This window comes from Aurantiacibacter flavus (assembly GCF_039710615.1).
In the GTDB taxonomy this organism is placed as follows: domain Bacteria; phylum Pseudomonadota; class Alphaproteobacteria; order Sphingomonadales; family Sphingomonadaceae; genus Alteraurantiacibacter; species Alteraurantiacibacter flavus.
The window spans coordinates 817,056-837,836 of the sequence record NZ_JBDLBR010000002.1; the positions used below are offsets into that span (position 1 = coordinate 817,056).

A 20,781-nucleotide genomic window follows, 5' to 3' on the forward strand; every position below is an offset into this window, starting at 1 on the left:
TATGGTCGACAAGTCCGAAAAGTTCGAGTGGCTGGTGCGGGTAGGCTATCTCAGCCGCGCCATACTTTATGCGGTGCTCGGCCTCATTGCTCTCACCAGCGCTGGCCAGATCAGCCGCGGGACCGAAGGGATCTTCGCCGCAGTCGAAGACTTTGCGCTGGGCCAGTTCGTGCTCTGGATCATGGTTCTGGGATTGTGCGCCTATGCGCTGTTCCGTCTTGCCTCGACTTTTTTCGACATCGAACACAACGGCAGTGACACCAAGGGCTGGGCAAAGCGCATCGGTCATGCGGGCAGTGCCATCGGCCACTTTGCCCTCGCGTGGACTGCCTATGAGTTTGCTTCAGGCCCCAATGCGGGTGGCGGTGGCAGCGGCGCGCAAGATGCTGCGGCGGGCCTCATGAGCATGAGCTTCGGCCCCGGCTTGCTTGCCCTGTTGGGCGTCGCCTTCGGCCTTACCGCGCTTTTCCAGCTCAAGAAGGCTATCTCAGGTGAGTTCATGCACCGCATCAGCGCCCGCGCGCCCTCGGCCACCCGGTGGCTCGGCGGCCTTGGCTACGGCGCAAGGGCCGTGGTTTATGGCGTGATCGCCTGGTCGCTGGTGAAGGCCGGCATCCTGTCGGGAGGGAGTGACCAGATCAAGACGCTCGGCGATGCGGTGGCAAGCCTTGCTGACGAGGGGGCTGTGTTCACGATCACCGCACTTGGCCTGTTGATGTTCGGGCTCTTCAGTCTGGTTCTCGCGCGCTACCGGATCATCCCCGACCTCGAATCGAGTGGAAAGGTTCCGGAGTTCCGCGCGTGAGTTCTCAAACCCCGCAGCTCACCGTGCCGCTGCCGGTATAGACATCGCGATCCCACCGGTCGCGCAGCCAGATCGTGCCCTCGTACAGCGTGCTCTCGCTGGCGTTGGGATCGTCCCGTCCTTCGCCATCGATTTCGAGGCGGAGCGAGAACTGTCGGCCATTGTAGAGCGAGCCAGTGCGGTTCGCCAACTGCCGCGCGCCCGGGTCGACTGCGAAGCGCACCATCTCACCGTCGATTTTCATATAGGCGTCGGCTTCACGCGCGATAACTCGGGTGCCCATGCTGGTGCCCGGTGCATAGGCGCATGAGGACCCGAACAGATCCTCCTTCTCGATGTCGGGATAAAGGATCGCTTCGGGGATCACCTCCTCGATCGGCGGCGGCGCTTCGTTTGCGGCGCGCACCATCTCGACGACCTCCTTATCTTCGGCGGCCTGCTCCTCGGGGCTTGGTTCGTCCGAGCAACCGGCGACAGCGAGGGCAAGACCAATCAGCAAAGCGATGCGCATCAGTGTCTCCCGAAGAGTTTTTCGACATCGGCCAGCGACAGGCGCACCCAGGTCGGGCGTCCGTGATTGCATTGGCCTGAACGCGGGGTCGCTTCCATTTCGCGCAGCAGCGCGTTCATCTCGGCAACGTTCAGTACCCGCCCTGCCCTTACCGAACCGTGGCAGGCCATGGTTGCCAGCACATGCTCGATCCGTTCACCTAACAGCAGCGCACCGCCATTCGCGGCGATGTCGTCAGCGATGTCGCTAAGGAGCTTGGCCGGGTCGGCCTTCTTGAGCGACGCGGGCATCGCACGCACCAGCATGGCCCCCGGGCCGAAGCGCTCGACCGCAAGGCCCAGCTTGGCGAGATCCTCGGCACAGTCCTCGATCCGGTCGCAGGCGGGTTCGTCGAGTTCGACCACTTCGGGCATCAACAGCGCCTGGCTGGCGGCAACCTTGTCGCCCACGCCAGCCGCGCGCAGCCGTTCGAGCACGATCCGCTCGTGCGCGGCGTGCTGGTCGACGAGGATCAGCCCCTCCGCCGATTCGGCGACGATATAGGTGTTGGCCACCTGCCCGCGTGCGATGCCGAGCGGATAGTCGGCCTCTTTCTCGCCGATAGGTTCGGCCGCTTCGGCGCGGCCTTGGGGGGCGTCGAGCACAGGGGCAGCGCCACCGAACATCGCTGGCCGTTCGGCGACTGACGAAGACGAGGAGGACGGCGCGGACCAGTCACGCCCGGTGAAGAGCGAATGCAGCGCAGGCGCGGGCGTCGTCGGTTCGGCCTGCCACCGCCCCATCGCCTCGGCATCGGGCGCCTGGGCGCTGCGCCGGTCGCCGGTCGCAAGAGCCTGTCTCAGACCAGAGACGATGAAACCGCGAATACCGTTAGAATCGCGGAAACGGACCTCGGTCTTGGCTGGATGGACGTTCACGTCGACGTCTTCCGGCGGCAGGTCGAGAAACAGCGCTAGGACCGCGTGTCGATCACGTGCGAGCATGTCGGCATAGGCCCCGCGCACGGCCCCGGTCAGCAGCCGGTCTTTCACCGGGCGGCCGTTGACGAACAGATACTGGTGATCGGCCACACCGCGATTGTAAGTCGGCAGGCCCGCGATTCCCGACAGGCGTATGTCGCCGCGTTCGAAATCTATCGCGACGCCATTGTCCTTCAGCTCGCGCGCAACAATCTGCGCGACCCTGGTTTCGGTCCCCTCCCCGCCTTGAACCGAGAAGATCCGCCGCCCGCCGTGCTCGAAGGTGAAGGCAATGTCGGGCCGCGCCATGGCGAGGCGGCGCAACACCTCGTGGCAGGCGCCATACTCGCTGCGCGCGGTGCGCAGGAACTTGCGCCGGGCCGGAACCTTGGCGAACAAATTTTCCATTCTCACCCGCGTTCCCGGCGGGAGGGCGGCAGGCTCATCGGCGATAACCACGCCGTGATCGATCACCCGACGCCACCCTTGTGCACTGCCATGCGGGCGGCTTTCGAGCGTCAGGCGGGCAACACTGGCAATCGAGGGCAAGGCCTCGCCCCGGAAGCCGAGCGTGGCAACCTGTTCGATGGCTTCGTCGGGAAGTTTCGATGTGGCATGTCGCTCTAGCGCCAGCGACATTTCCTCCGGCGTCATCCCGCAGCCGTCGTCGGTCACCTCGATGGAGCCCAGCCCGCCCTCCTCGATGGCGACGAGCACCCGCGACGCCCCGGCATCGATGGCATTTTCGACCAGTTCCTTAAGCGCGGAAGCCGGGCGTTCGACTACCTCACCGGCAGCGATCCGGTTAACAAGGTGCTCGGGTAGACGACGGATTTTCGACATTGCCGGGCACATCTAACGCTTCATGCGTAGCAATTCGAGCCGAGACGGGGCAAAACTACGATGTTCTCGACAAAAATTTTGGCCTTTGCCGCCGAGCCGCGCTAAGGACCGCCACTTCCACCACCCGGTCGGTTGACTGCTCCACTGAGTCTGGGCCGCCTGCCACTTATCGCATGGATAGCTTGATGAGTTCGTTCCTCTCCAAAATGTTCAAATTCGGTTCCCAGAACATGGCCATCGACCTCGGCACGGCCAATACGCTGGTCTATGTCCAGGACCGCGGAATCGTGCTCAACGAGCCCTCGGTGGTGGCTATTGAGACGCTGAACGGCGTGAAGCGCGTGAAGGCCGTCGGTGAAGACGCCAAGATGATGATGGGCAAGACCCCGGATTCGATCGAGGCCATCCGACCGCTGCGCGACGGCGTGATCGCCGACATCGAAATCGCGGAAGAGATGATCAAACACTTCATCCGCAAGGTCCACGGCAAGCGCACCCTGCTGCGCTACCCCGAGATCGTGATCTGCGTGCCCTCGGGCTCGACTTCGGTTGAACGCCGCGCGATTCGCGATGCCGCCAGCAATGCCGGTGCTTCGGAAGTTTTCCTCATTCTCGAACCGATGGCCGCCGCTATTGGCGCGGATATGCCGGTGACCGAGCCGGTCGGCTCGATGGTGGTCGATATCGGCGGCGGCACCACCGAGGTCGCCGTGCTCAGCTTGCGCGGTCTGGCTTACACCACTTCGGTCCGCACCGGCGGCGACAAGATGGATGAAGCCATCGTCTCCTATGTGCGCCGCCACCATAATCTGCTGATCGGCGATGCCACGGCTGAACGGATCAAGAAGGACTATGGAGTCGCCATCGTGCCGAAGGACGGCGTCGGCGAGACCATCGTGCTCAAGGGCCGCGACCTGGTGAACGGCGTGCCGAAGGAAATCCAGATCAATCAGGCGCACATCGCCGAAGCGCTGTCCGAACCGATTGGCGCCATCGTCGAGGGCGTGCGCATCGCGCTTGAGAACACCGCGCCCGAACTCGCGGCCGACATCGTCGACCAGGGTATAGTGCTTACCGGTGGTGGCGCGCTGATCCGCAGTCTCGACGAGCACATCCGCGACGAAACCGGCCTGCCTGTCTCGGTGGCGGAAGATCCCCTGTCATGCGTGGCGCTGGGCACGGGTCGGGCCATGGAAGACCCGATGTACCGCGGCGTATTGATGACCGCCTAAGGGCGGCTGAAGCAAGGAGAGCGCGCGGGCCATGGCATCGCCGGCGGCACAGCGCAGCGGCACTAATCGCAGGGCGCAATTCGGCGTCTTCGCGGGCTATTTGCTCGCGTCGGCCGGCGCGGCGATTGGCGCGCTGCTCCTAATTGTATCGTTGCTCAGACCCGAAGCCTTCGCCGGCTTGCGGACCATGGCGAGCGATGTCACCGCCTCGGTTGGCGAGGCGGGCGCGGCTGGCCGCGTCGGTACCAGCAATTTCTTCGACGCCATCGCCGGGTACTACGAAGCAGGCAGCAAGAACGCGCAGATGAAGGAAGAGATTGCCATCGCGCGCGTAAAGCTCGCCGAGGCGCGCGCGCTTGAACAGGAGAACGAACAGCTCAAGGCGGTGCTCGGCCTCGCGCAGGACGAGCGCAAGCCCGTTGCTATCGCACGCCTGATCGGCTCCACCTCGGTTAGCGCGCGACGCTTCGCTTATCTCTCGGCCGGGCGGGACGACGGGGTAAAGGTCGGCATGCCGGTGACCTCACCGATGGGCCTCGTGGGTCGCGTGCTTGAAGTTGGGCGCACCAGTTCACGCGTACTGCTGCTGACCGATAGCGAATCGATCGTGCCGGTCCGCCGGGCTACCGACAATGTGGTAGCCTTTGCCGAGGGACGCGCAGACGGCTCGCTGCGGTTGCGGCTACTCACGCTCGGGGTCAACCCGCTGGAGATCGGCGACGTGTTCGTGACCTCGGGTTCTGGTGGGATGTTCCGTCCCGGCATTGCGGTGGCCATGGTGACCGAACTCAACGACGACGGCGGCATCGCACGGCTGCTGAGCAACCCGGCAGCGACCGATGTGGTGCTGGTCGAGCCGGTGTGGCAGCCCGAGGCGGTCGCGATGCTCGAGCGCCCGCCTTCCGGCCCGACCGAGCAAGGCATCGAGGAAGTCGCAGCCGCCTTGCCCGAGCCTCCGGTCTCTCCTCCACCCCCGCCCGTGGCGCCATCAGGAGCGGCCGCGCCGGACGAATGATGGAAAAGCTCAACCCCACTGCGCGCAGGGATCTGTTCGGAAGCAAGATCAATCGTGATCACTCGCCTGCGCTCGTTTACGGGGTGCCGTGGCTCTCGATCGTCTTGGCCTCATTGGTGCCAATGCTACCCGTGATTGCCCCGGCCCCTGTGGTACCGCCGCTCGCCTTCATGTTCCTGCTCGCCTGGCGCCTGCTGCGGCCAGGCCTGCTACCGCTATGGGCGGGTTTTCCGCTCGGGCTGATCGACGACCTTCTGTCGGGCCAGCCGCTCGGCAGCAGCATCCTGCTTTTCTCGCTTACGCTCATCGCGCTTGACCTGTTCGAGCTGCGCTTCCCCTGGCGCGGCTTCTGGCAGGACTGGATCGTCGCCGCAGTGCTGATTACGCTGTTTCTGCTTTTGTCGGCGGTGTTTTCCGCGGCCAGGCTCGATCTGCTGCATTTCTGGTTGCTTGCCCCGCAGCTCTTGCTCTCCTTGGTGCTCTTTCCCATTATTGTAGGTGTAGTGGTCATATTGGATCGCATGCGCTTGCTCCGCGTGAGGCGGATCGACTGAGTGATGGAACCGAGAATTAGCAGTAACTCCCTGAAGGAGACGTTCGACCGCCGCAGTTTCGTGGTGGGCGCGGTTCAGGGCGGCGTGGGCCTGTTGCTGGCAGCACGCATGGGCTACATCGCCGTGGCCGAAAACGAGAAGTACGAGATGGAAGCGGAGAGCAACCGCGTTAATCTCTCGCTCATTCCGCCTCGGCGTGGCTGGATTCTCGACCGCAACGGATCACCGCTTGCCTCCAACCGCAGCGACTTCCGCGTCGATATCATACCCGAACGGCTGCATGACCGCGAGGCGACCATCGACCTGCTCTCCAAGGTGCTCGCTTTCGACGATCTCGAGCGCAAGGACCTGGTCGAGCGCATCGAGAATGCGTCGAGCTATCAGGTCGTGCCTGTGGCGAGCGGGCTCGACTTCGAGAAATATGCGGCGCTGACCGTGCGCCTGCCCGAGCTTCCGGGCGTGCTCCCGCAGCAATCCTATGCGCGGTACTATCCCACCGGCAGCTCAGTCGGCCACCTGATCGGCTATGTTGGCGCACCCAGCCGCGAAGAGTATGATCTTGAGCCGCAGCCGCTGCTGCTTACGCCCGGCTTCAAGATGGGCAAGGACGGGCTCGAAAAGCAGTTCGAGCAGGAGCTGCGCGGTGTACCAGGTGCTCGGCGCGTGGAGGTCACCGCCTCGGGCCGCCGTGTGCGCGATCTGGAAACGCGCGAGGACATACCGGGCGACCCGATCCGGCTGACCATCGACGGGCCGCTTCAGGACTATGCCGCGCGTCGGATCGGGCTTGAATCCGGCTCGGTGGTGGTGATCGACTGCCTGACCGGCGACCTCATGTGCATGGCCTCGATGCCCAGCTTCGACCCCAACAGCTTTTCCGACGGGATCGGCCGAGTCGAATATTCGATGCTGAGCGAGAACGACCGGGTGCCCTTGCGCAACAAGGTGCTGCAGGGCCTTTACCCGCCCGGCTCGACGGTGAAGCCAATGGTGGCCATGGCCTTCCTGGAAGCGGGATTGTCACCCGATGCGAGCGTGGTTTGCAACGGTGGCCTGCGCGTCGGCAACCGCGTGTTCCACTGCTGGAACCGGCGCGGGCACGGCAGTGTCGATATGGCCAAGGGCATCTATCAAAGCTGCGACGTCTATTTCTATCACTTCGCCCAGCAGCTCGGGATGAACGTGATCTCCGACATGGCCCGCCGCTGCGGGCTGGGTCAGGAGTTCCCGCTGCCAGTGGCAAGCCAGTTTTACGGCACCGTGCCCGATCCGGAGTGGAAGCTGGAGAAGTATGGCCGGGAATGGCAAGCCTTCGATACGGTGAACGCCACGATTGGCCAGGGCTACATGCTGTTCAATCCGCTGCAACTTGCCGTCTATGCCGCGCGCATCGCTACCGGCAGGACCGTGATGCCGCGTCTGATCATGGATGGAAAGATCCCGAAGTTCGGGAGCATGAATTTCCACGGCGATCACGTGCAGGTCATTCAGAACGCGATGAGCGACGTCATTAACGGCCCGGGCACTGCCGGGCGCGCACGGCTTCCGATTGACGACTTGCTGATGGCCGGCAAGACGGGCACGGCGCAGGTTGTTTCGCTTGCTCTGTCCAACGGCAAGACGGGCCCCTGGAAATATCGCGACCATGGCCTTTTCATCTGCTTCGCCCCGTTCAACAATCCGCGCTACGCCTGCGCGGTGGTAATCGAACACGGTGGCGGTTCGGGATCTGCCTATCCGATCGCGCGTGACGTCATGACCTTTCTGTTCGATCCGGGCAAAGCGCTGGATGCACTGCACGGTTTTGAGAAGCAGTGGGGCGGGACCGCGCAGCAGCGGCTCGAACAGTCCTATGCGGCCTATGCGGCCGCTGCCGGGGTCGATCTGCCCCCCGCCCCCGCGCCCATCCAGCTCGCCGAAAAGGTCGATGCCGAGGCGCGCGCCGCGATCGCCGAACCCGAGACTCCGGTGACCGATGCTCTCGTACCGCGTGAAGACCCGGTCGCCAGCGCCAATGGCAATCTGACGTGAGGCGCGCCGTAGCCTTGCCGGCCCCGCTGGCGCAGTTTCCCTGGCAGGTCATTCTGCCCATTGCCTTGCTGGTCGCCTTTGGCGGCGCTGTGCTCTACTCGGCTGCTGGGGGATCGATGTCGCCCTACGCCAGTTCGCACCTGCTGCGCTTCGGCGTGACGCTGTCGATGGCGCTGGTGATGTCGTTCTTCCCGGTCAACCTTGCCAAGCTAGCGGCGCTGCCGATCTATGCTGCCGTAGTGTTCCTGCTGATGCTCGTGGAGGCGCTGGGGGCCATCGGCGGGGGAAGCCAGCGCTGGCTGAACCTCGGCTTCATGGTATTGCAGCCGTCGGAGTTGATGAAGCCGGCGATCGTCCTGGTTCTGGCCTGGTTCTATCATGGTCTGCCAGTGGGCCTGATCGGCACCTGGCGGGCGATTGTTCCAGCCGCTGCGATGATAGGCTTGCCGATGCTGCTCGTCCTGCTCCAGCCCGATCTCGGGACGGCACTGGCGATTGTCTTCGGCGGCGCAGTGGTGATGTTTCTGGCGGGCCTTCCTACCAAGTGGTTCGTCGGTGGCGGGATCGCGGCGCTGGTGGCCATTCCATTGGCCTATTTCTTCGGCCTGCAGGACTATCAGCGGCGGCGCGTGACCACCTTCCTCGATCCGGAAAGCGATCCACTCGGCGCGGGCTATCACATCACCCAGTCGAAGATCGCGATTGGGTCGGGCGGCCTGTTTGGCAAAGGGTTCGGCAACGGCTCGCAAAGTTCGCTCGACTATCTGCCCGAGCCGCACACCGACTTTGTCTTCGCGACCATGGCGGAGGAATGGGGACTGGCGGGCGGGCTGTTCGTGCTCCTGATTTTCGGGCTCGTACTGCGCTGGGGCCTGGGCGTAGCGCGCGATGCAAAAGACCGTTTCGCGCGCCTGCTGGCTGGCGGCATGGTGGCGACGATCTTCTTTTACGCGGCGGTCAATCTGCTGATGGTTATGGGCATGGCACCGGTGGTTGGTATTCCCTTGCCGTTCATGAGCCATGGTGGTTCGTCGATGCTCACGAACATGATTTGCGTGGGTACGCTGATGATGGTGGATCGCTGGAACAAGCAGCCCGGTGGAAACTATTAGAGCGGAGGCAAGAAACCTCTTTTCAAGCGCGCGACAATCGCTATTAGACGCCTCTCCGCGATTCGCGGTGCCCCGGAAAAACCACCGGAATGGACGCATAGCTCAGTTGGTAGAGCAGCTGACTCTTAATCAGCGGGTCCTAGGTTCGAGCCCTAGTGCGTCCACCATTTTTCTTCCTTCATAATCAAGAGTTTACGTCGAGGCCGGCGACAAGCTTGAGCCGCGGACGGCTCTCACTGTGACCATTTTTGTGACCTGAGCTTTCCAGCTTTTCCGGGCAGTTAGACTTTTTCGTGTCTGTGACCGGATTAATCAGCGGGTCTGTGCCCGGCAAAATCAGCTGGTCGGCATAGGGCTGGAGATGCTTCACCGACATGTGCGCATAACGCCGCACCATCGACTCCGATTTCCATCCCCCCAGCTCCTGAAGCACCCAGGTGGGCACATCATTCTGCCGGAGCCAGGTCGCCCAGGTGTGCCGCAGATCGTGCCAGCGGAAATCCTCGATCCCGCAGGCCTTCAAAGCCGCACGCCAGGTCCGCGTATTCGCATTGGCAAGGCGCTTGCCCCGAAATGTGAACACATGAACCGGATGTTTGCCCTTCTGCCGCCGTAACACGCCAAGGGCTGCCTCGTTCAGGGGAACGCCGAGCGCTTCCCCGTTCTTGGTCTCGCCATATCCGATCGTGACGATGCGCCGGGTCATATCGACCTGATCCCATCGCAGATGGAGTATGTTGCCCTGACGCAGGCCGGTCGACAAAGCGAACAGCACCACCTCGCGCTGGTGTTCAGGAAGCCGACCCATGAGCTCGGCGGCCTGATCATGGGTGAGAAACCGCACCCTGACCCGGCCACTGCGCGCATAGGTCTTGAACGCCGGCACATGCGCGATCCATTCCCATTCCCGCATCGCCTTCCGGAAGATCGCGCGGATGAGCGCGACATAGAGATCCTTGGTGCGATCGCTCTTGCGGGCGAAATGGCGCGATATGAGCCGGTCGATCATGTCCCTGCTCACCTGATCCAATGTCTTGCCACGCAGATGCTTAGTGAACCACCGGATCCGGCTCACATCGTCCCGGTAGGACTTCTTGTGTGCCTTCTCCTTCAGCCACCGCAAAGCCGCCTCGTCCCAGGTCCGTTTCGGCTTCTGCTTCAGCCTGGCAAGGTCCCACAGCTCGGCCTTCAGCTTGTCGTGAAATTCGAGCGCCTTCAGCCTGTCGGTCGTTCCAGTAGAGCGTCTAATGAGCGTTCCGTCAGGTGCTGTGAGCTTGACGTAGTATTTTCCTGCACGTTTCCAGAGTGCCATAATGCCTCCTTTGTTGGGGCACCTGACTGCATTCGTGCAGGCGCAGGGTAGCCCGAGCGAATCCACGCGACAAGTTCGCCTTCCAGAAAGCGCCACTGGCGCCCGACCCGGGCCGCCGGAATGCGGCCCTCGGCCAGCAAATTGCGGATGGTGTTGGGGTGCACCTTGAGCAGCGCCGCCGCTTCCCGGATGGTCAGAACGCGCTCGGCTCCTTCGCCCATGGTTAGACCTGCAGCACCAGCTGCGCGGTCATGCCTTCCGCGTCGGGGAACAGCATGGCGCTGAGCGGACAGAAGGGATCGTCGATCCGCACCCGCCAATATTCACGGGGAGGCTCAGTGCGCGACAGGCGCTCCCAGGCGTCACCGATATGCTGCCAGCCCAGCATGACCCGGAACGCCGGGGCGCTGTCGCTGACCCTATTGTCGTTGGGAACCAGACGGATCGCACGCTGGATCGACAGGGTGTTGATCTCCCCTTCCCATCCGCCCTGCTTCGAGCGCCGGAAGCGGCCGATCGTCCGCTTGCGCGTCATGTCCCGGCCTCCATGTCCTTGCGCGCCTTGGCAAAGACGCGATCGCTGGCCAGGAAGCTGTCGAGCATGGCGGGCACAAGCTCCGCCACTTCGGCCTTGTCGCCATAGGTCCGGTTGTAGATCGTCGCATAGTCGCCGAGCGCATGGGCGAGATCGGGCGTGATGGTGATGGCCAGTTTGACCGGTGTCCGGTCCGGCAATTTTGCAAGCTTGAGCATCGCGGCTCTCCTTGTCTAGCGAGCGCCCGCCCAGGGCCGCAGCACGATGTCCTTGTGGACGATCACGCGCAGCGGCCATCCGGGACGGACGGTGATGGTGGGCTGGATATTGAGGTTCTTCGAGACGATCTGCTGACCCGCCTGATTGGCGGATTGCTGGGTCGATTGGCGTATCGCGCGGACAAGATCGCTCTCGTCACTGCCCAGCGTGAGTTCGGTGCCGACGCCGAGCAGCGTCGAGAGCGCGACGCCCTTGAGCAATTGCCAGCTATGGAAGTCGACCTTGTCGGCCAGCCCCGCATAACCGGCGCTGTCGGTGGCCGGCAGATTGTCGATCTGAACCGAACTGCCATCGGGCAGGATGATCCGCTGCCACACCAGCAAGGCACGCCGCTGGCCGAAAGCCACGACGCTGTCATAGCTGCCGATCAGCCGCGAGCCTTGCGGGATGAGCAGGATACGCCCCGTGACGGTATCGAAGACCGGTTCGGTCACTTGCGCCACCACCATGCCCGGAAGATCGGAATTGAGCCCCGTCATCAGGCTGGCGGCGATGACACTGCCTGCCATCAGCTGATAGGGCGATGCCGGTGTCTGGAGCGCGTGGGCATTGGTGATGCCGGCCGACGCTTGGCTCCCGACAAAGTCGAGCTTGCGCTGCTGGTTGTTCTGATCCCGCTCTGGATCCAGTGCGAGACGCGCTGTCTGCTCGCTCTGGCCTGGCGCGGCACTGCCTGTGGGCGTGCTATCCGCGCCTGCAGTCGGCGCCACAGCACCCCGCCTGGACGACTGGACCATCACGTCGGCCTCGCGGGCCTGCGCTGCCTGACCAATGATCCGTTGACGCTCGGCCTCGGCGGCCTGCTCCTCCATGGTCATGGACGGCGGTATGGCACCCGGATCGGTTGCCGGATCGATGCCGAGACCGCGCTGGTGCTCGAGGATCGGCCGCCCGAGATCGCCGGGCAGCGGGTAGCCCAGCACCGGAACACCCGATGGCAGCTCACCATAGGTTCCGGGCAGATTGGCGACGGCATCGGCCGGAGTTCGCCGGTCCGCGACGGCCTTCTCATCAGCGGTCGCGACCACCTGCAACGTCTTCGGCCCCAGCGCCATCCAGGCGACACCGGCGATGGCGAGCGAAACACAAGCGGCTCCGCCGATGATCACGCTGCGCCGGAACCGGACGACACGCCGGGGTGCGGCGCGCAGGACGAGCTTTTCGGCACTCAGCCTGGCCGGCTCAGGCGGGGGCGCTGTCGGCTCCCCATCAGCACGCGGGACCGGGGCAGCATCATGCTTGTCGGGACCGCTCATGGGCGTGCCCTCCCCTGCGCCGCATCGGTGCGGGAAATGCGCACGACAGCCTGCGGGGTTTCGCCAAGTCGCAGCTCGGCCGCGCCGAAGAGGCGATCGACGATATAGTGATTGCCGCTGACACGATAATTGACCAGCTGGCTCTGCCCGAGCGGCCCAACCACGAACAGGGGCGGCGCCTCCCCTTGGTCGAGCCGGGCCGGAAACTCGATATAGACCTTGTTACCATCATCCCATGCCCGGACGGGGCGCCAGGGCGGATTGTCGCCGGTAATGGCATAGCGGAAGCGCAGATTGGTGAGCGCGACATTGTCCGCCACCGGCCGCGCCTCCTCGGCACGTTCGTTCTGCCGCTGCAAGGCCAGCAGGCGATCCTGCGGGTAAGTCCAGCTGATCGCCGCCATCGCGGTCTTGTCGGTGCTTTCGAGCGCCAGATGATAGGCGCGCCGGTCGGTGGTGATGACCATATTGGTTTTGAGCCCCGGTGCGTAGGGCTTGACCAATATGTGCGCCCGTGCGGTTTCACCGGCCCCGCTTGAGGTGTCGCCGATGACCCAGCGCACAGTATCGCCTGCCGAGACCGCCACGAGCTTCTCGCCGGGCTGGAGCGCGATGTCGCTCACCTGTTCCGGAGCGGCATAGAGACGATAGAGCGCGCCGTCGGTCCAGGGGTAGACCTGCACGGCATTGATATAGCCTGCACTCGACGGTTCGCGCGTGGCCGCACGGTTCGCCGCTTCAACCCGAGCCGTAGGAGGTCCGACCTCAGTCCTGACCGACGGCGGCGGGAGAAGCTGGCCCGGCAAAGGCAGCGGCACGGGTGTTTCGACGATCTCGACAGGCTTGGCTGGTTCAGCTTCAAGCACGGCAGGCCGAAACTGCACGCTGTCGAGCGCGATCGCAGGCGGCGGCGTCTTCCCAGCGCAGGCGGACAGCAGCACCACTACGGGAAGAGACAGGGAAAGACGGGCAATCATGGACGGACTCCTTTCTGTTCTGGGTCGGCAGCCATCGGGGGCGCGGCGGCAGAGGCTGCGGGCACAGCAAGGTCTGGCGTCTGGACCTGCCGCGGAGATGGGGATGGCTGGCCATCGAGTTCGCGGGCCCAGTCGATCGCATTGACGAACAGGCCGAGCGGGTTCTTGCGCAGGGCATCTGCCGTTTTCGGCGGCTGCATCGTCACGGTGAGCATGGCCGTCCAGCGCTCGGTCTTCGCGAGACTCCCGCGCTCATAAATGCTCTCGGTCCATTTGGCCTGAAAGCTGCTGTCCGAAGCGCGCACTACGCTCGTCACCTGGACCGAAACGCTGCGCTGGCCGATACCAGCGAAAGGGTCGTTGGCCCTTGCATATTCGTTGAGGAAGATCGCCGCGCGGTCGGTGGCGAAGTCATAGGCATCGAGCCAGTTGCGTTTCACCAGCACCGGGTCGGTCGAGACCGAGCGGACATTCGATATGAAGCGCCCCAGATGCCAGGCGACCTGCCCGTCCGTGGGCTGGTAATTCTGGATTGCCGGGGCGACGCTGCGCGCTTCGCCGAGACGATCCACTTCCACCACATAGGGCGCGACGCGGCTCTGCATCGACTGCCAGACATTCGCACCGATCAGGACGCCGGTAAGACCGAGGCAGGTAAAGGCGACAAGCCGCCAGTTCCGGGCCTGGACGCGGGCCGAGCCGATACGCTCATCCCAGAGCTGACCGGCACGCTGATAGGGTGTCTCGGGCTGGGGCGTCACTCCATAGCGCTGGATCGATCGCTTGAAGATCATGGGGTTTACTCCTTCTCGCTGAGGTTGGGATTTGCGCCGCTGCCGGGCCGGTCTCCGTCGCGCAGCGCCTGCATCGCCATGTGCCGGCGATGACGGGCGCTTTGCTCGGAGCGCAGGCTCTGCGCCCAGGCCGGCGTGCCGGCAGGTGATGCACCCGCCCCCGCCGCCGGCCCTGTGCCGGAGGCGGGCGATGAGGCGGGCGGTGTCGATGAGGGTTGCCCGGCGTTCCAGGCGGCCTGTCGGCCCTTCTCCACGCTGGATTTGAGTGGGGTTGCGATGCGCGAAGCGGCCGCTCTTGCGCCTTGCGATGCAGCACCTCCGGCAGCAGTGGCCAAACCGCCAAGGCCGGCACCGATGCTTGCGCTTCCGGCGGTTTCCTGACCGAGCCGGTAGGCGTTCGACGCAGCCGAACCCATCGCGGTTCCGGCCCGGATCGCGCCCATGCCGCCCCGTCCCGCCATCATCGCGCCGCGCGCACCGAGCATTGCAGCGCCGCCGGACATGATCGCAGCGCCCGCCACCGTGCCGACAGCGGCACCCGCACCAAGCTGCGGGGCACCGGAAACAAGGCCCGCTGCAATGCCGGGACCGAAGATGCCAAGGCCAAACAGGGTGAGCGCGCCCATCAGCAAGCTAAGCGCCTCGGCAATGTCCGGTTCGCTACCGACGAGCGCGGTCAGTTCGTCGAAGAGGTTGGTGCCGATCCCGACGATGACCGCGAGCACCATGACCTTGATGCCCGCAGACACGACATTGCCGAGCACACGTTCAGCAAGGAAGCTGGTCTTGTTCCAAAGTGCGAAAGGCACGAGGACGAAGCCTGCCAATGCCGTCAGCTTGAACTCCAAGATGGTGATGAAGAGCTGGATCGCGAGGATGAAGAAGGCCAGCACCACCAGGAGCCAGCAGATGAGCAGCACCGCGATCGAGAGGAAATTGCCGAAGAATTCCGGAAATCCCGACAGCTCGGAGACCTGATCGAGCAGCGGATGCGCCGCCTCGAAGCCGGTCCCGGCAATTGCACCGGGATGCATCAGATCGTCGGCCGAGAGGCCTCCCCCGCCCGCGGTGATCCCGAGGCCGGAAAAACTCCTGAAGATGATCTCGGCAAGCGTGCTGAACTGGCCGATGATGAAGGCGAAGGCCCCGACGTAGAGGACCTTCTTGATGAGCTTGCCCAGAACATCCTGGTCATTGTCCATCGCCCACCAGAGCGCCGCGAGCGTCACGTCGATGCCGATCAGCACGCTGGTAAGAAACGCGACATCGCCCGAGAGAAGCCCGAAGCCGCTGTCGATGTAGCTGATGAAGGCTTCAAGAAAGCCGTCGATGATGTTGAGGTCGGGGTTCATGGGCCAGGCCGCCTTCCGGATGCCGTCAGTCGCGCGTGTAGATGCGGGCCGAGCCGATGAAGCGCCGGGTCTGCTCGCGGGCGGCTTCCATGGCCTGCTGCTGCCTTGCACGCTCGAGCGCTTCGGCGCGATATTGCGCCGCCATCATCTGCTGGATCTGAAGCTGTTGCTTGGCCGACAGCGCGATGAGCTGGTTGGTCGCCTGAGCCGCCTGCAAACTGCCAGTCGCGGACTGGCTTTGGGATACCAGTTGCGCGAGGAGGTCGGCGTCCTCGTCGATATTCTCGACCACCTGCGCCTGGACCCGCATGGTCTGGCGATAGCCCTGCATCGACGCCGCAAAGCGGGTCCGCGCCTGCGCTACGATCTCGCTGGTCGACAGCGCCGTGTCGAAGGCAGCGGGAAACTGCCGGCGCAGCGCCTCGTCGGTTGAGGCAAGGTCGAAGGCGATGCCCTCGGCCTGATCCATCAGCGTGCCGATCTTTTGCATCGACCGGGTGATCTGCGTCAGCGACGAGAAATCGAGGCGCTGGAGATGCTTTGCCATATTGGTCAGCATCGACGCCTGATTTTGCAGCGCCTGGATCTGATTGTTTATCTGCTGCAGCGTGCGCGCAGCTGTCAGCACATTCTGCGCATAATTGCTGGGGTCGAACACGACGCCGCCGAACTGGGCATGTGCCGGCGCGAGCGGAATGATGACTGCGCCAGCGCAGGCAATGCTTGCAAGGATGGACGCGAGAATAGGCAATTTCATGAGAAGAGCTCCTTCTGCTGGGGTTGGACGGGGTCTCCCCCGGCGCTGTTCGCACCGGGGAAGTCTCGGAGAAGCTCGGCGGCCCAGGCGAGGCCGCGCGCCTCTAGAAAGGCGGCGGGGAACGCGGCCTGCCGATGTTCGGTAAGCAGCCGCTCGATCAGCTGCTGTGTTTCCGGATCGGAAGCCCCGCACAGGCTGAGCGCGACAGGCCCGAGGGCCAGCTCGAACAGGCGATTGCCCCGCCGGGATTGCAGACAATAATGCCGCTTGGGCGTGGCGCGGGCGATCAGTTCGATCTGCCGGTCATTGAGCCCGAAGCGTTCATATGCGGCACGCCCTTGCGGTTCGATCGCGCGGTCGTTGGCGAGGAAGATGCGCTGTGGGCAGCTCTCGATGATTGCCGGGGCAATGCTGCTGTCCGCGATATCGGCAAGGCTCTGCGTGGCGAACACCACGCTGACATTCTTCTTGCGCAGGACTTTGAGCCATTCGCGGATGCGCTGGGCGAAGACCGGATTGTCGAGAAAGACCCAGGCTTCGTCGAGCACCAGCAATGTCGGCCTGCCGTCGAACCGCTCTTCGAGCCGGTGAAACAGATAGGTGAGCACGGGCAGCACCACGCCTGCCGAGTGCATGAGCGCCTCGGTTTCGAAACACTGCATGGTCCCGAGCGCTAGGCTGTTTTCGGCGGCATCGAGGAGCCGCCCGAACGGCCCTTCCAGCGTATACGGCATGAGCGCGGCCTTGAGCGCGTTGGACTGGAGCAGAACCGAAAGACCGGTGAGCGTCCGCTCTTCGACGGGCGCGCTCGCAAGGCTGGTCAGCGCCGACCAGAGCGCTTCCTTCACCTCGGCCGTTACCTCCACCTTCTCGTGAACCAGCAGCGAAGCGATCCACTCGGCCGCCCAGGCTCGCTCACTCTCATCGTCGACAGCCTTCAGGGGCTGGAAGGCGAGACCATCGCCCTCGCCCAGCGCATGATGTTCGCCGCCGCAGGCCAGCACAGCGGCGCGGGCCGACAGTCCTTTGTCGAAGATATAGACCTGCGATCCGGGGTAGCGACGGAATTGCAGGGCGAGCAGCGCCAGCAGTACCGACTTGCCGGCACCGGTCGGTCCGACGATCAGCATATGCCCGACGTCGCCGACATGGGTCGAAAGGCGGAACGGTGTCGATCCGCTGGTTTCCGCATAGAGCAGCGGCGGGCCTGCGAGATGCTCGTTGCGCGCCGGCCCTGCCCAGACGCTCGACAAGGGCATCAAATGAGCAAGGTTCAGCGTATGGACCAGCGGCTGCCGGACATTGGCATAGACATGGCCGGGCAGCGACCCCAGCCAGGCTTCCACCGCGTTCACGCTCTCGCGAATGCAGGTGAAGCCGAGGCCATTGACTATGCGCTCGACGATGCGGACTTTTTCGTCCGCCGCAGCGCGATCCGTATCGGACACGGTGATGGTGGCGGTGTAATATCCAAAGGCCACATGGTCGCCGCCCAGCGCCTGCAGCGCGAGATCGGCATCGGCGACCTTGTTGTCGGCGTCGCTGTCGGTGAGCGGTACCGGCTCGTTCATCATCACCTCGCGCATGAGCTGCGCGATCGACTTGCGCTTGTTGAACCATTGCCGACGGATGCGGGTCAGGGTCTTGTTCGCGGCGGTCTTGTCGAGCGCGATGAAGCGGGTGACCCAGCGATAGGCGAAGCCCTGATGGTTGAGCGCATCGAGAATGCCCGGCCGGGTGGCGTTGGGGAAACCCATGACCGTGACGGTCCGCAGATGCTGGTCCCCTAGCATGGGCTCGATCCCGCCCGAAAGCGGCGTGTCGACCAGCAACCCGTCGAGATAGATCGGCGTTTCCGGGACCGCGACGACATGCCGCTTCGTCGAGATGCTGCCGTGGAGGAATGTCAGCGTCTCGGCATCGTCGAGCGCTCTGACTTCGTCCATGAAGCCGGCCAGCAGATCGAGCACCCGGTCGGTCTCGGCGACAAACGCGCGCAGTTCCTGCCGCCAGTCTCGTCCTTGCTGCGGAACATCGCGCTCGAGGAGCGCCCGTTCGGCCCGGCTCACTTGATCGGCAGGCGGCAGATAGCAGAGGGTCAGGTGATAGCGGCTCTCGAAATGCTCGGCGCGCCGTCCATCGAAATGGGCCCGGCGTTCCTCATCGACTAGCCATGATGCTGCATCGGGAAAGTCGCTTGCAGGGTAGCCCAGCGCCTGCAAGCGTTCGGCATCGAAGAACAGCGCCCAGCCCGAGCCCATTCGCCGCAGCGTGTTATTGGCTCGCGCGCAGACTGAAACTAGTTCGGCGTCGGTTGCGCTTTCGAGATCGGGGCCGCGAAAGCGTAGGGTCCGCTGAAAACTGCCATCCTTGTTGAGCACCACGCCCGGGGCAACCAGTGCGGCCCAGGGCAGATGATCGGCAAGCCGATCGGCGGTCCCACGATATTCCTTCAGGCTCAGCATGAGAGATAGGCCTTCTGCCGGAGGTGGCGAGCAAGGACGGTGGCGAAATCGGGATCGCGTTTGGCAGCGAACACCGCGAGGCTGTGCCCGGCGAGCCAGAGCAGAAGCCCCGCGATCCACTGCTGAAGTCCCAGCCCCATCGCGGCGGCGAGCGTTCCATTGAGGATCGCGATGCCGCGCGGCGCTCCGCCCAAGAGGATCGGTTCGGTAAGCGCGCGGTGCAACGGGACCTCGAAGCCCTCGACCTGCCCTGCCGCCGCGATGGAGCCGGCACCGACCATCAGACCAGCGCTCCGCCGCCGAAGCTGAAGAAGGACAGGAAGAAGGAACTGGCAGCGAAGGCGATCGAGAGGCCGAAGACGATCTGGATCAGCTTGCGAAAGCCGCCCGATGTCTCCCCAAAGGCCAGCGCCAGCCCGGTCGTGATAATGATGATGACCGCGACGATCTTGGCGACAGGCCCCTGAACGGATTCAAGAATCTGCTGGAGCGGTTCTTCCCATGGCATGCCGGAACCCGAGGCCATGGCGACGGCGGGGAAGACGAGAGCCGCCGCGGCTATGAGGAGCGGAGTCGGCAGATGGCGGATAACCGATGGATAGCGGACGTGCATGATTTCAATCTCCTGTGCTGTTGGGAATGGCGAGGTCGGTGACGGCAAAATCACCGTCGGCATCGAGCCCGCTGACCTCGGCCACAGTCTCGATCCTGCGACCGGTGCCCCGGCCGGAAATGAACACGACAATGTCGATCGCTTCGGCGATCAGACGGCGCGGAACTGTGACCACGCATTCGGCGACGAGCTGCTCGATCCGATAAAGCGCGGAACGCGCGGAATTGGCGTGGACCGTGGCGATTCCGCCCGGATGCCCGGTGTTCCACGCCTTGAGCATGTCTAGCGCTTCGCCGCCGCGCACTTCGCCGACGATGATACGATCGGGACGCAGCCGCAGGGTCGAACGGACCAGGTCAGCCATGGTGACGACGCCGGGCCTGGTCCGCAGCGCCACGGTATCGGCTGCGGCGCATTGCAGCTCGCGCGTATCCTCGATCAAAATGACCCGCTCATCGAGCGTGGCCATCTCGTTCAGCAGCGCGTTGGCGAGCGTCGTCTTGCCTGACGAGGTCCCGCCCGCGACAAGGATGTTCTTGCGCTCGACCACCGCCATGGAGAGCGCCAGCGCGACTTCGGCGCGCATGATGCCATCCGCGACATAGTCGATCAGCCTGTGGATGCGGGCCGCTGGCTTGCGGATCGAAAAGCACGGCCCACTCGCAACCGGTGGCAGCAGGCCTTCGAAGCGTTCACCGCCTTCAGGCAGTTCCGCGCTCACGATCGGCGCACCGGCATGGACTTCGGTGCGAACATGGCTGGCGACCAGACGAATGATGCGTTCCGCTTCCGCCGGTTCTACCCGTAGTTCCGTATCGACGCGGCCTTCGCCCAGGAGGTCAAGCCGGAGAGACCCATCGGGGTTGACCATGATCTCAATGACGCGCGGATCGCCAAGTGCAGCCGCAATAGCAGGGCCCATGGCGGTGCGCAGCATGGCGCGGCGGCGGCCCTCCGCCTGGCTGTTGACGCCGCTCATTGGCCAGCCTCCTCGGAAGCCGCAGCACCAATGGACCGCCCCGTCGCCAACTGCCGGCCGACCTGATCGACGAACCGGCGAAAGCGCTCCCGACCTATCGCCTGCGCCGCCTTGTCTCCCTCAGGAAGCGGTGCGGTAACGGTGAGCTGGTAGCGCACGAACAGCGAGAGCGTTTCGAGCAGCACAAGGCTGTCGCGCTCTATCCGACCGAGCTGTGTGCTCATCCGGTCGAGCCGGACTTTCAGAAGATCGTCGACCTGGCGGGTGGCGCGCCGGTTGAGATAGTCGCGCAGCGCATCCGCAACGATGGCTGACTTGGATGTGCCCGGCTTCGAACCCAAGCGTTCCAGCTGGGCCGTCAGTTCGTCGTCGAGATAGAGGTGATGGCGGGGTTTCACAG

At 64.1% G+C, this 20,781-nt stretch carries 22 protein-coding genes and 1 tRNA gene; 7 read left to right on the plus strand and 16 right to left on the minus strand.

What is annotated here, in order from left to right:
• The first annotated feature begins 1 nt into the window (after window position 1).
• A complete protein-coding gene (locus ABDJ38_RS08600; RefSeq protein ID WP_346784677.1) occupies window positions 2-805 on the plus strand; it encodes a DUF1206 domain-containing protein in 804 nt (267 codons plus the stop codon).
• A 4-nt stretch (window positions 806-809) separates the two neighbouring features.
• Here the strand turns inward: ABDJ38_RS08600 and ABDJ38_RS08605 are convergent, their stop codons facing one another.
• Together ABDJ38_RS08605 and mutL are read right to left on the minus strand one after the other, a co-directional pair.
• A complete protein-coding gene (locus tag ABDJ38_RS08605) occupies window positions 810-1,316 on the minus strand; it encodes a hypothetical protein (protein ID WP_346784678.1) in 507 nt (168 codons plus the stop codon).
• Window positions 1,316-3,118 (minus strand): DNA mismatch repair endonuclease MutL, encoded by a 1,803-nt coding sequence (gene mutL / locus ABDJ38_RS08610; RefSeq protein WP_346784679.1) that lies wholly within the window; start codon window positions 3,116-3,118, stop codon window positions 1,316-1,318. The genes ABDJ38_RS08605 and mutL overlap by 1 nt, the downstream gene beginning before the upstream one ends.
• Window positions 3,119-3,303: 185 nt before the next feature.
• Between mutL and ABDJ38_RS08615 the strand changes: the two genes are divergently transcribed.
• From ABDJ38_RS08615 to ABDJ38_RS08640, 6 genes are all read left to right on the plus strand, one after another.
• Window positions 3,304-4,350: a rod shape-determining protein gene (locus ABDJ38_RS08615; protein ID WP_119594701.1), complete on the plus strand. Its 1,047-nt coding sequence runs from the start codon at window positions 3,304-3,306 to the stop codon at window positions 4,348-4,350.
• A gap of 31 nt (window positions 4,351-4,381) precedes the next feature.
• Complete coding sequence (locus ABDJ38_RS08620) at window positions 4,382-5,365, plus strand: rod shape-determining protein MreC (RefSeq protein ID WP_346784680.1); 984 nt, start codon at window positions 4,382-4,384, stop codon at window positions 5,363-5,365.
• Window positions 5,365-5,919 (plus strand): rod shape-determining protein MreD, encoded by a 555-nt coding sequence (gene mreD / locus ABDJ38_RS08625; protein WP_346784681.1) that lies wholly within the window; start codon window positions 5,365-5,367, stop codon window positions 5,917-5,919. The genes ABDJ38_RS08620 and mreD overlap by 1 nt, the downstream gene beginning before the upstream one ends.
• Window positions 5,920-5,922: 3 nt before the next feature.
• Window positions 5,923-7,950 carry a penicillin-binding protein 2 gene (gene mrdA / locus ABDJ38_RS08630; protein ID WP_346784682.1) on the plus strand — a complete coding sequence of 676 codons (2,028 nt, stop codon included), beginning with the start codon at window positions 5,923-5,925 and terminating at the stop codon, window positions 7,948-7,950.
• A complete protein-coding gene (rodA, locus tag ABDJ38_RS08635) occupies window positions 7,947-9,062 on the plus strand; it encodes a rod shape-determining protein RodA (RefSeq protein WP_346784683.1) in 1,116 nt (371 codons plus the stop codon). Before mrdA ends, rodA begins: the two co-directional genes overlap by 4 nt.
• Before the next feature lie 91 nt (window positions 9,063-9,153).
• A tRNA-Lys gene (locus ABDJ38_RS08640) sits at window positions 9,154-9,229 on the plus strand.
• A 17-nt stretch (window positions 9,230-9,246) separates the two neighbouring features.
• Here the strand turns inward: ABDJ38_RS08640 and ABDJ38_RS08645 are convergent.
• From ABDJ38_RS08645 to ABDJ38_RS08705, 14 genes are read right to left on the minus strand one after another with little or no spacing between them, the layout of a single operon-like run.
• A complete protein-coding gene (locus tag ABDJ38_RS08645) occupies window positions 9,247-10,374 on the minus strand; it encodes a tyrosine-type recombinase/integrase (RefSeq protein WP_346784684.1) in 1,128 nt (375 codons plus the stop codon).
• Complete coding sequence (locus tag ABDJ38_RS16955; protein ID WP_429771094.1) at window positions 10,278-10,595, minus strand: helix-turn-helix domain-containing protein; 318 nt, start codon at window positions 10,593-10,595, stop codon at window positions 10,278-10,280. Before ABDJ38_RS16955 ends, ABDJ38_RS08645 begins: the two co-directional genes overlap by 97 nt.
• A 2-nt stretch (window positions 10,596-10,597) precedes the next feature.
• Complete coding sequence (locus tag ABDJ38_RS08650; protein ID WP_346784685.1) at window positions 10,598-10,909, minus strand: DUF736 domain-containing protein; 312 nt, start codon at window positions 10,907-10,909, stop codon at window positions 10,598-10,600.
• Window positions 10,906-11,127, minus strand: coding sequence for a DUF2274 domain-containing protein (locus ABDJ38_RS08655; RefSeq protein ID WP_107124003.1), 222 nt, complete (start codon window positions 11,125-11,127; stop codon window positions 10,906-10,908). The genes ABDJ38_RS08650 and ABDJ38_RS08655 overlap by 4 nt, the downstream gene beginning before the upstream one ends.
• 15 nt (window positions 11,128-11,142) lie before the next feature.
• On the minus strand, window positions 11,143-12,444 hold the full coding sequence (locus ABDJ38_RS08660) for a TraB/TrbI/VirB10 family type IV secretion system protein (RefSeq protein ID WP_346784686.1): 1,302 nt from the start codon (window positions 12,442-12,444) through the stop codon (window positions 11,143-11,145).
• On the minus strand, window positions 12,441-13,421 hold the full coding sequence (gene trbG, locus ABDJ38_RS08665; RefSeq protein WP_346784687.1) for a P-type conjugative transfer protein TrbG: 981 nt from the start codon (window positions 13,419-13,421) through the stop codon (window positions 12,441-12,443). Before trbG ends, ABDJ38_RS08660 begins: the two co-directional genes overlap by 4 nt.
• Entirely contained in the window at window positions 13,418-14,215 is a 798-nt protein-coding gene (gene trbF, locus ABDJ38_RS08670; RefSeq protein WP_346784688.1) for a conjugal transfer protein TrbF, read from the minus strand. The genes trbG and trbF overlap by 4 nt, the downstream gene beginning before the upstream one ends.
• 5 nt (window positions 14,216-14,220) lie before the next feature.
• Window positions 14,221-15,567: a P-type conjugative transfer protein TrbL gene (trbL, locus tag ABDJ38_RS08675; protein ID WP_346784689.1), complete on the minus strand. Its 1,347-nt coding sequence runs from the start codon at window positions 15,565-15,567 to the stop codon at window positions 14,221-14,223.
• A gap of 25 nt (window positions 15,568-15,592) precedes the next feature.
• A complete protein-coding gene (gene trbJ, locus ABDJ38_RS08680) occupies window positions 15,593-16,324 on the minus strand; it encodes a P-type conjugative transfer protein TrbJ (protein WP_346784690.1) in 732 nt (243 codons plus the stop codon).
• Window positions 16,321-18,789, minus strand: coding sequence for a conjugal transfer protein TrbE (gene trbE / locus ABDJ38_RS08685; protein WP_346784691.1), 2,469 nt, complete (start codon window positions 18,787-18,789; stop codon window positions 16,321-16,323). Before trbE ends, trbJ begins: the two co-directional genes overlap by 4 nt.
• On the minus strand, window positions 18,783-19,070 hold the full coding sequence (locus tag ABDJ38_RS08690) for a VirB3 family type IV secretion system protein (RefSeq protein ID WP_346784692.1): 288 nt from the start codon (window positions 19,068-19,070) through the stop codon (window positions 18,783-18,785). The genes trbE and ABDJ38_RS08690 overlap by 7 nt, the downstream gene beginning before the upstream one ends.
• Window positions 19,070-19,402 (minus strand): TrbC/VirB2 family type IV secretion system protein, encoded by a 333-nt coding sequence (locus tag ABDJ38_RS08695; protein ID WP_346784693.1) that lies wholly within the window; start codon window positions 19,400-19,402, stop codon window positions 19,070-19,072. Before ABDJ38_RS08695 ends, ABDJ38_RS08690 begins: the two co-directional genes overlap by 1 nt.
• A gap of 4 nt (window positions 19,403-19,406) precedes the next feature.
• On the minus strand, window positions 19,407-20,381 hold the full coding sequence (gene trbB, locus ABDJ38_RS08700) for a P-type conjugative transfer ATPase TrbB (RefSeq protein WP_346784694.1): 975 nt from the start codon (window positions 20,379-20,381) through the stop codon (window positions 19,407-19,409).
• Window positions 20,378-20,779: a ribbon-helix-helix domain-containing protein gene (locus ABDJ38_RS08705; protein ID WP_346784695.1), complete on the minus strand. Its 402-nt coding sequence runs from the start codon at window positions 20,777-20,779 to the stop codon at window positions 20,378-20,380. The genes trbB and ABDJ38_RS08705 overlap by 4 nt, the downstream gene beginning before the upstream one ends.
• Between the last annotated feature and the right edge of the window lie 2 nt (window positions 20,780-20,781).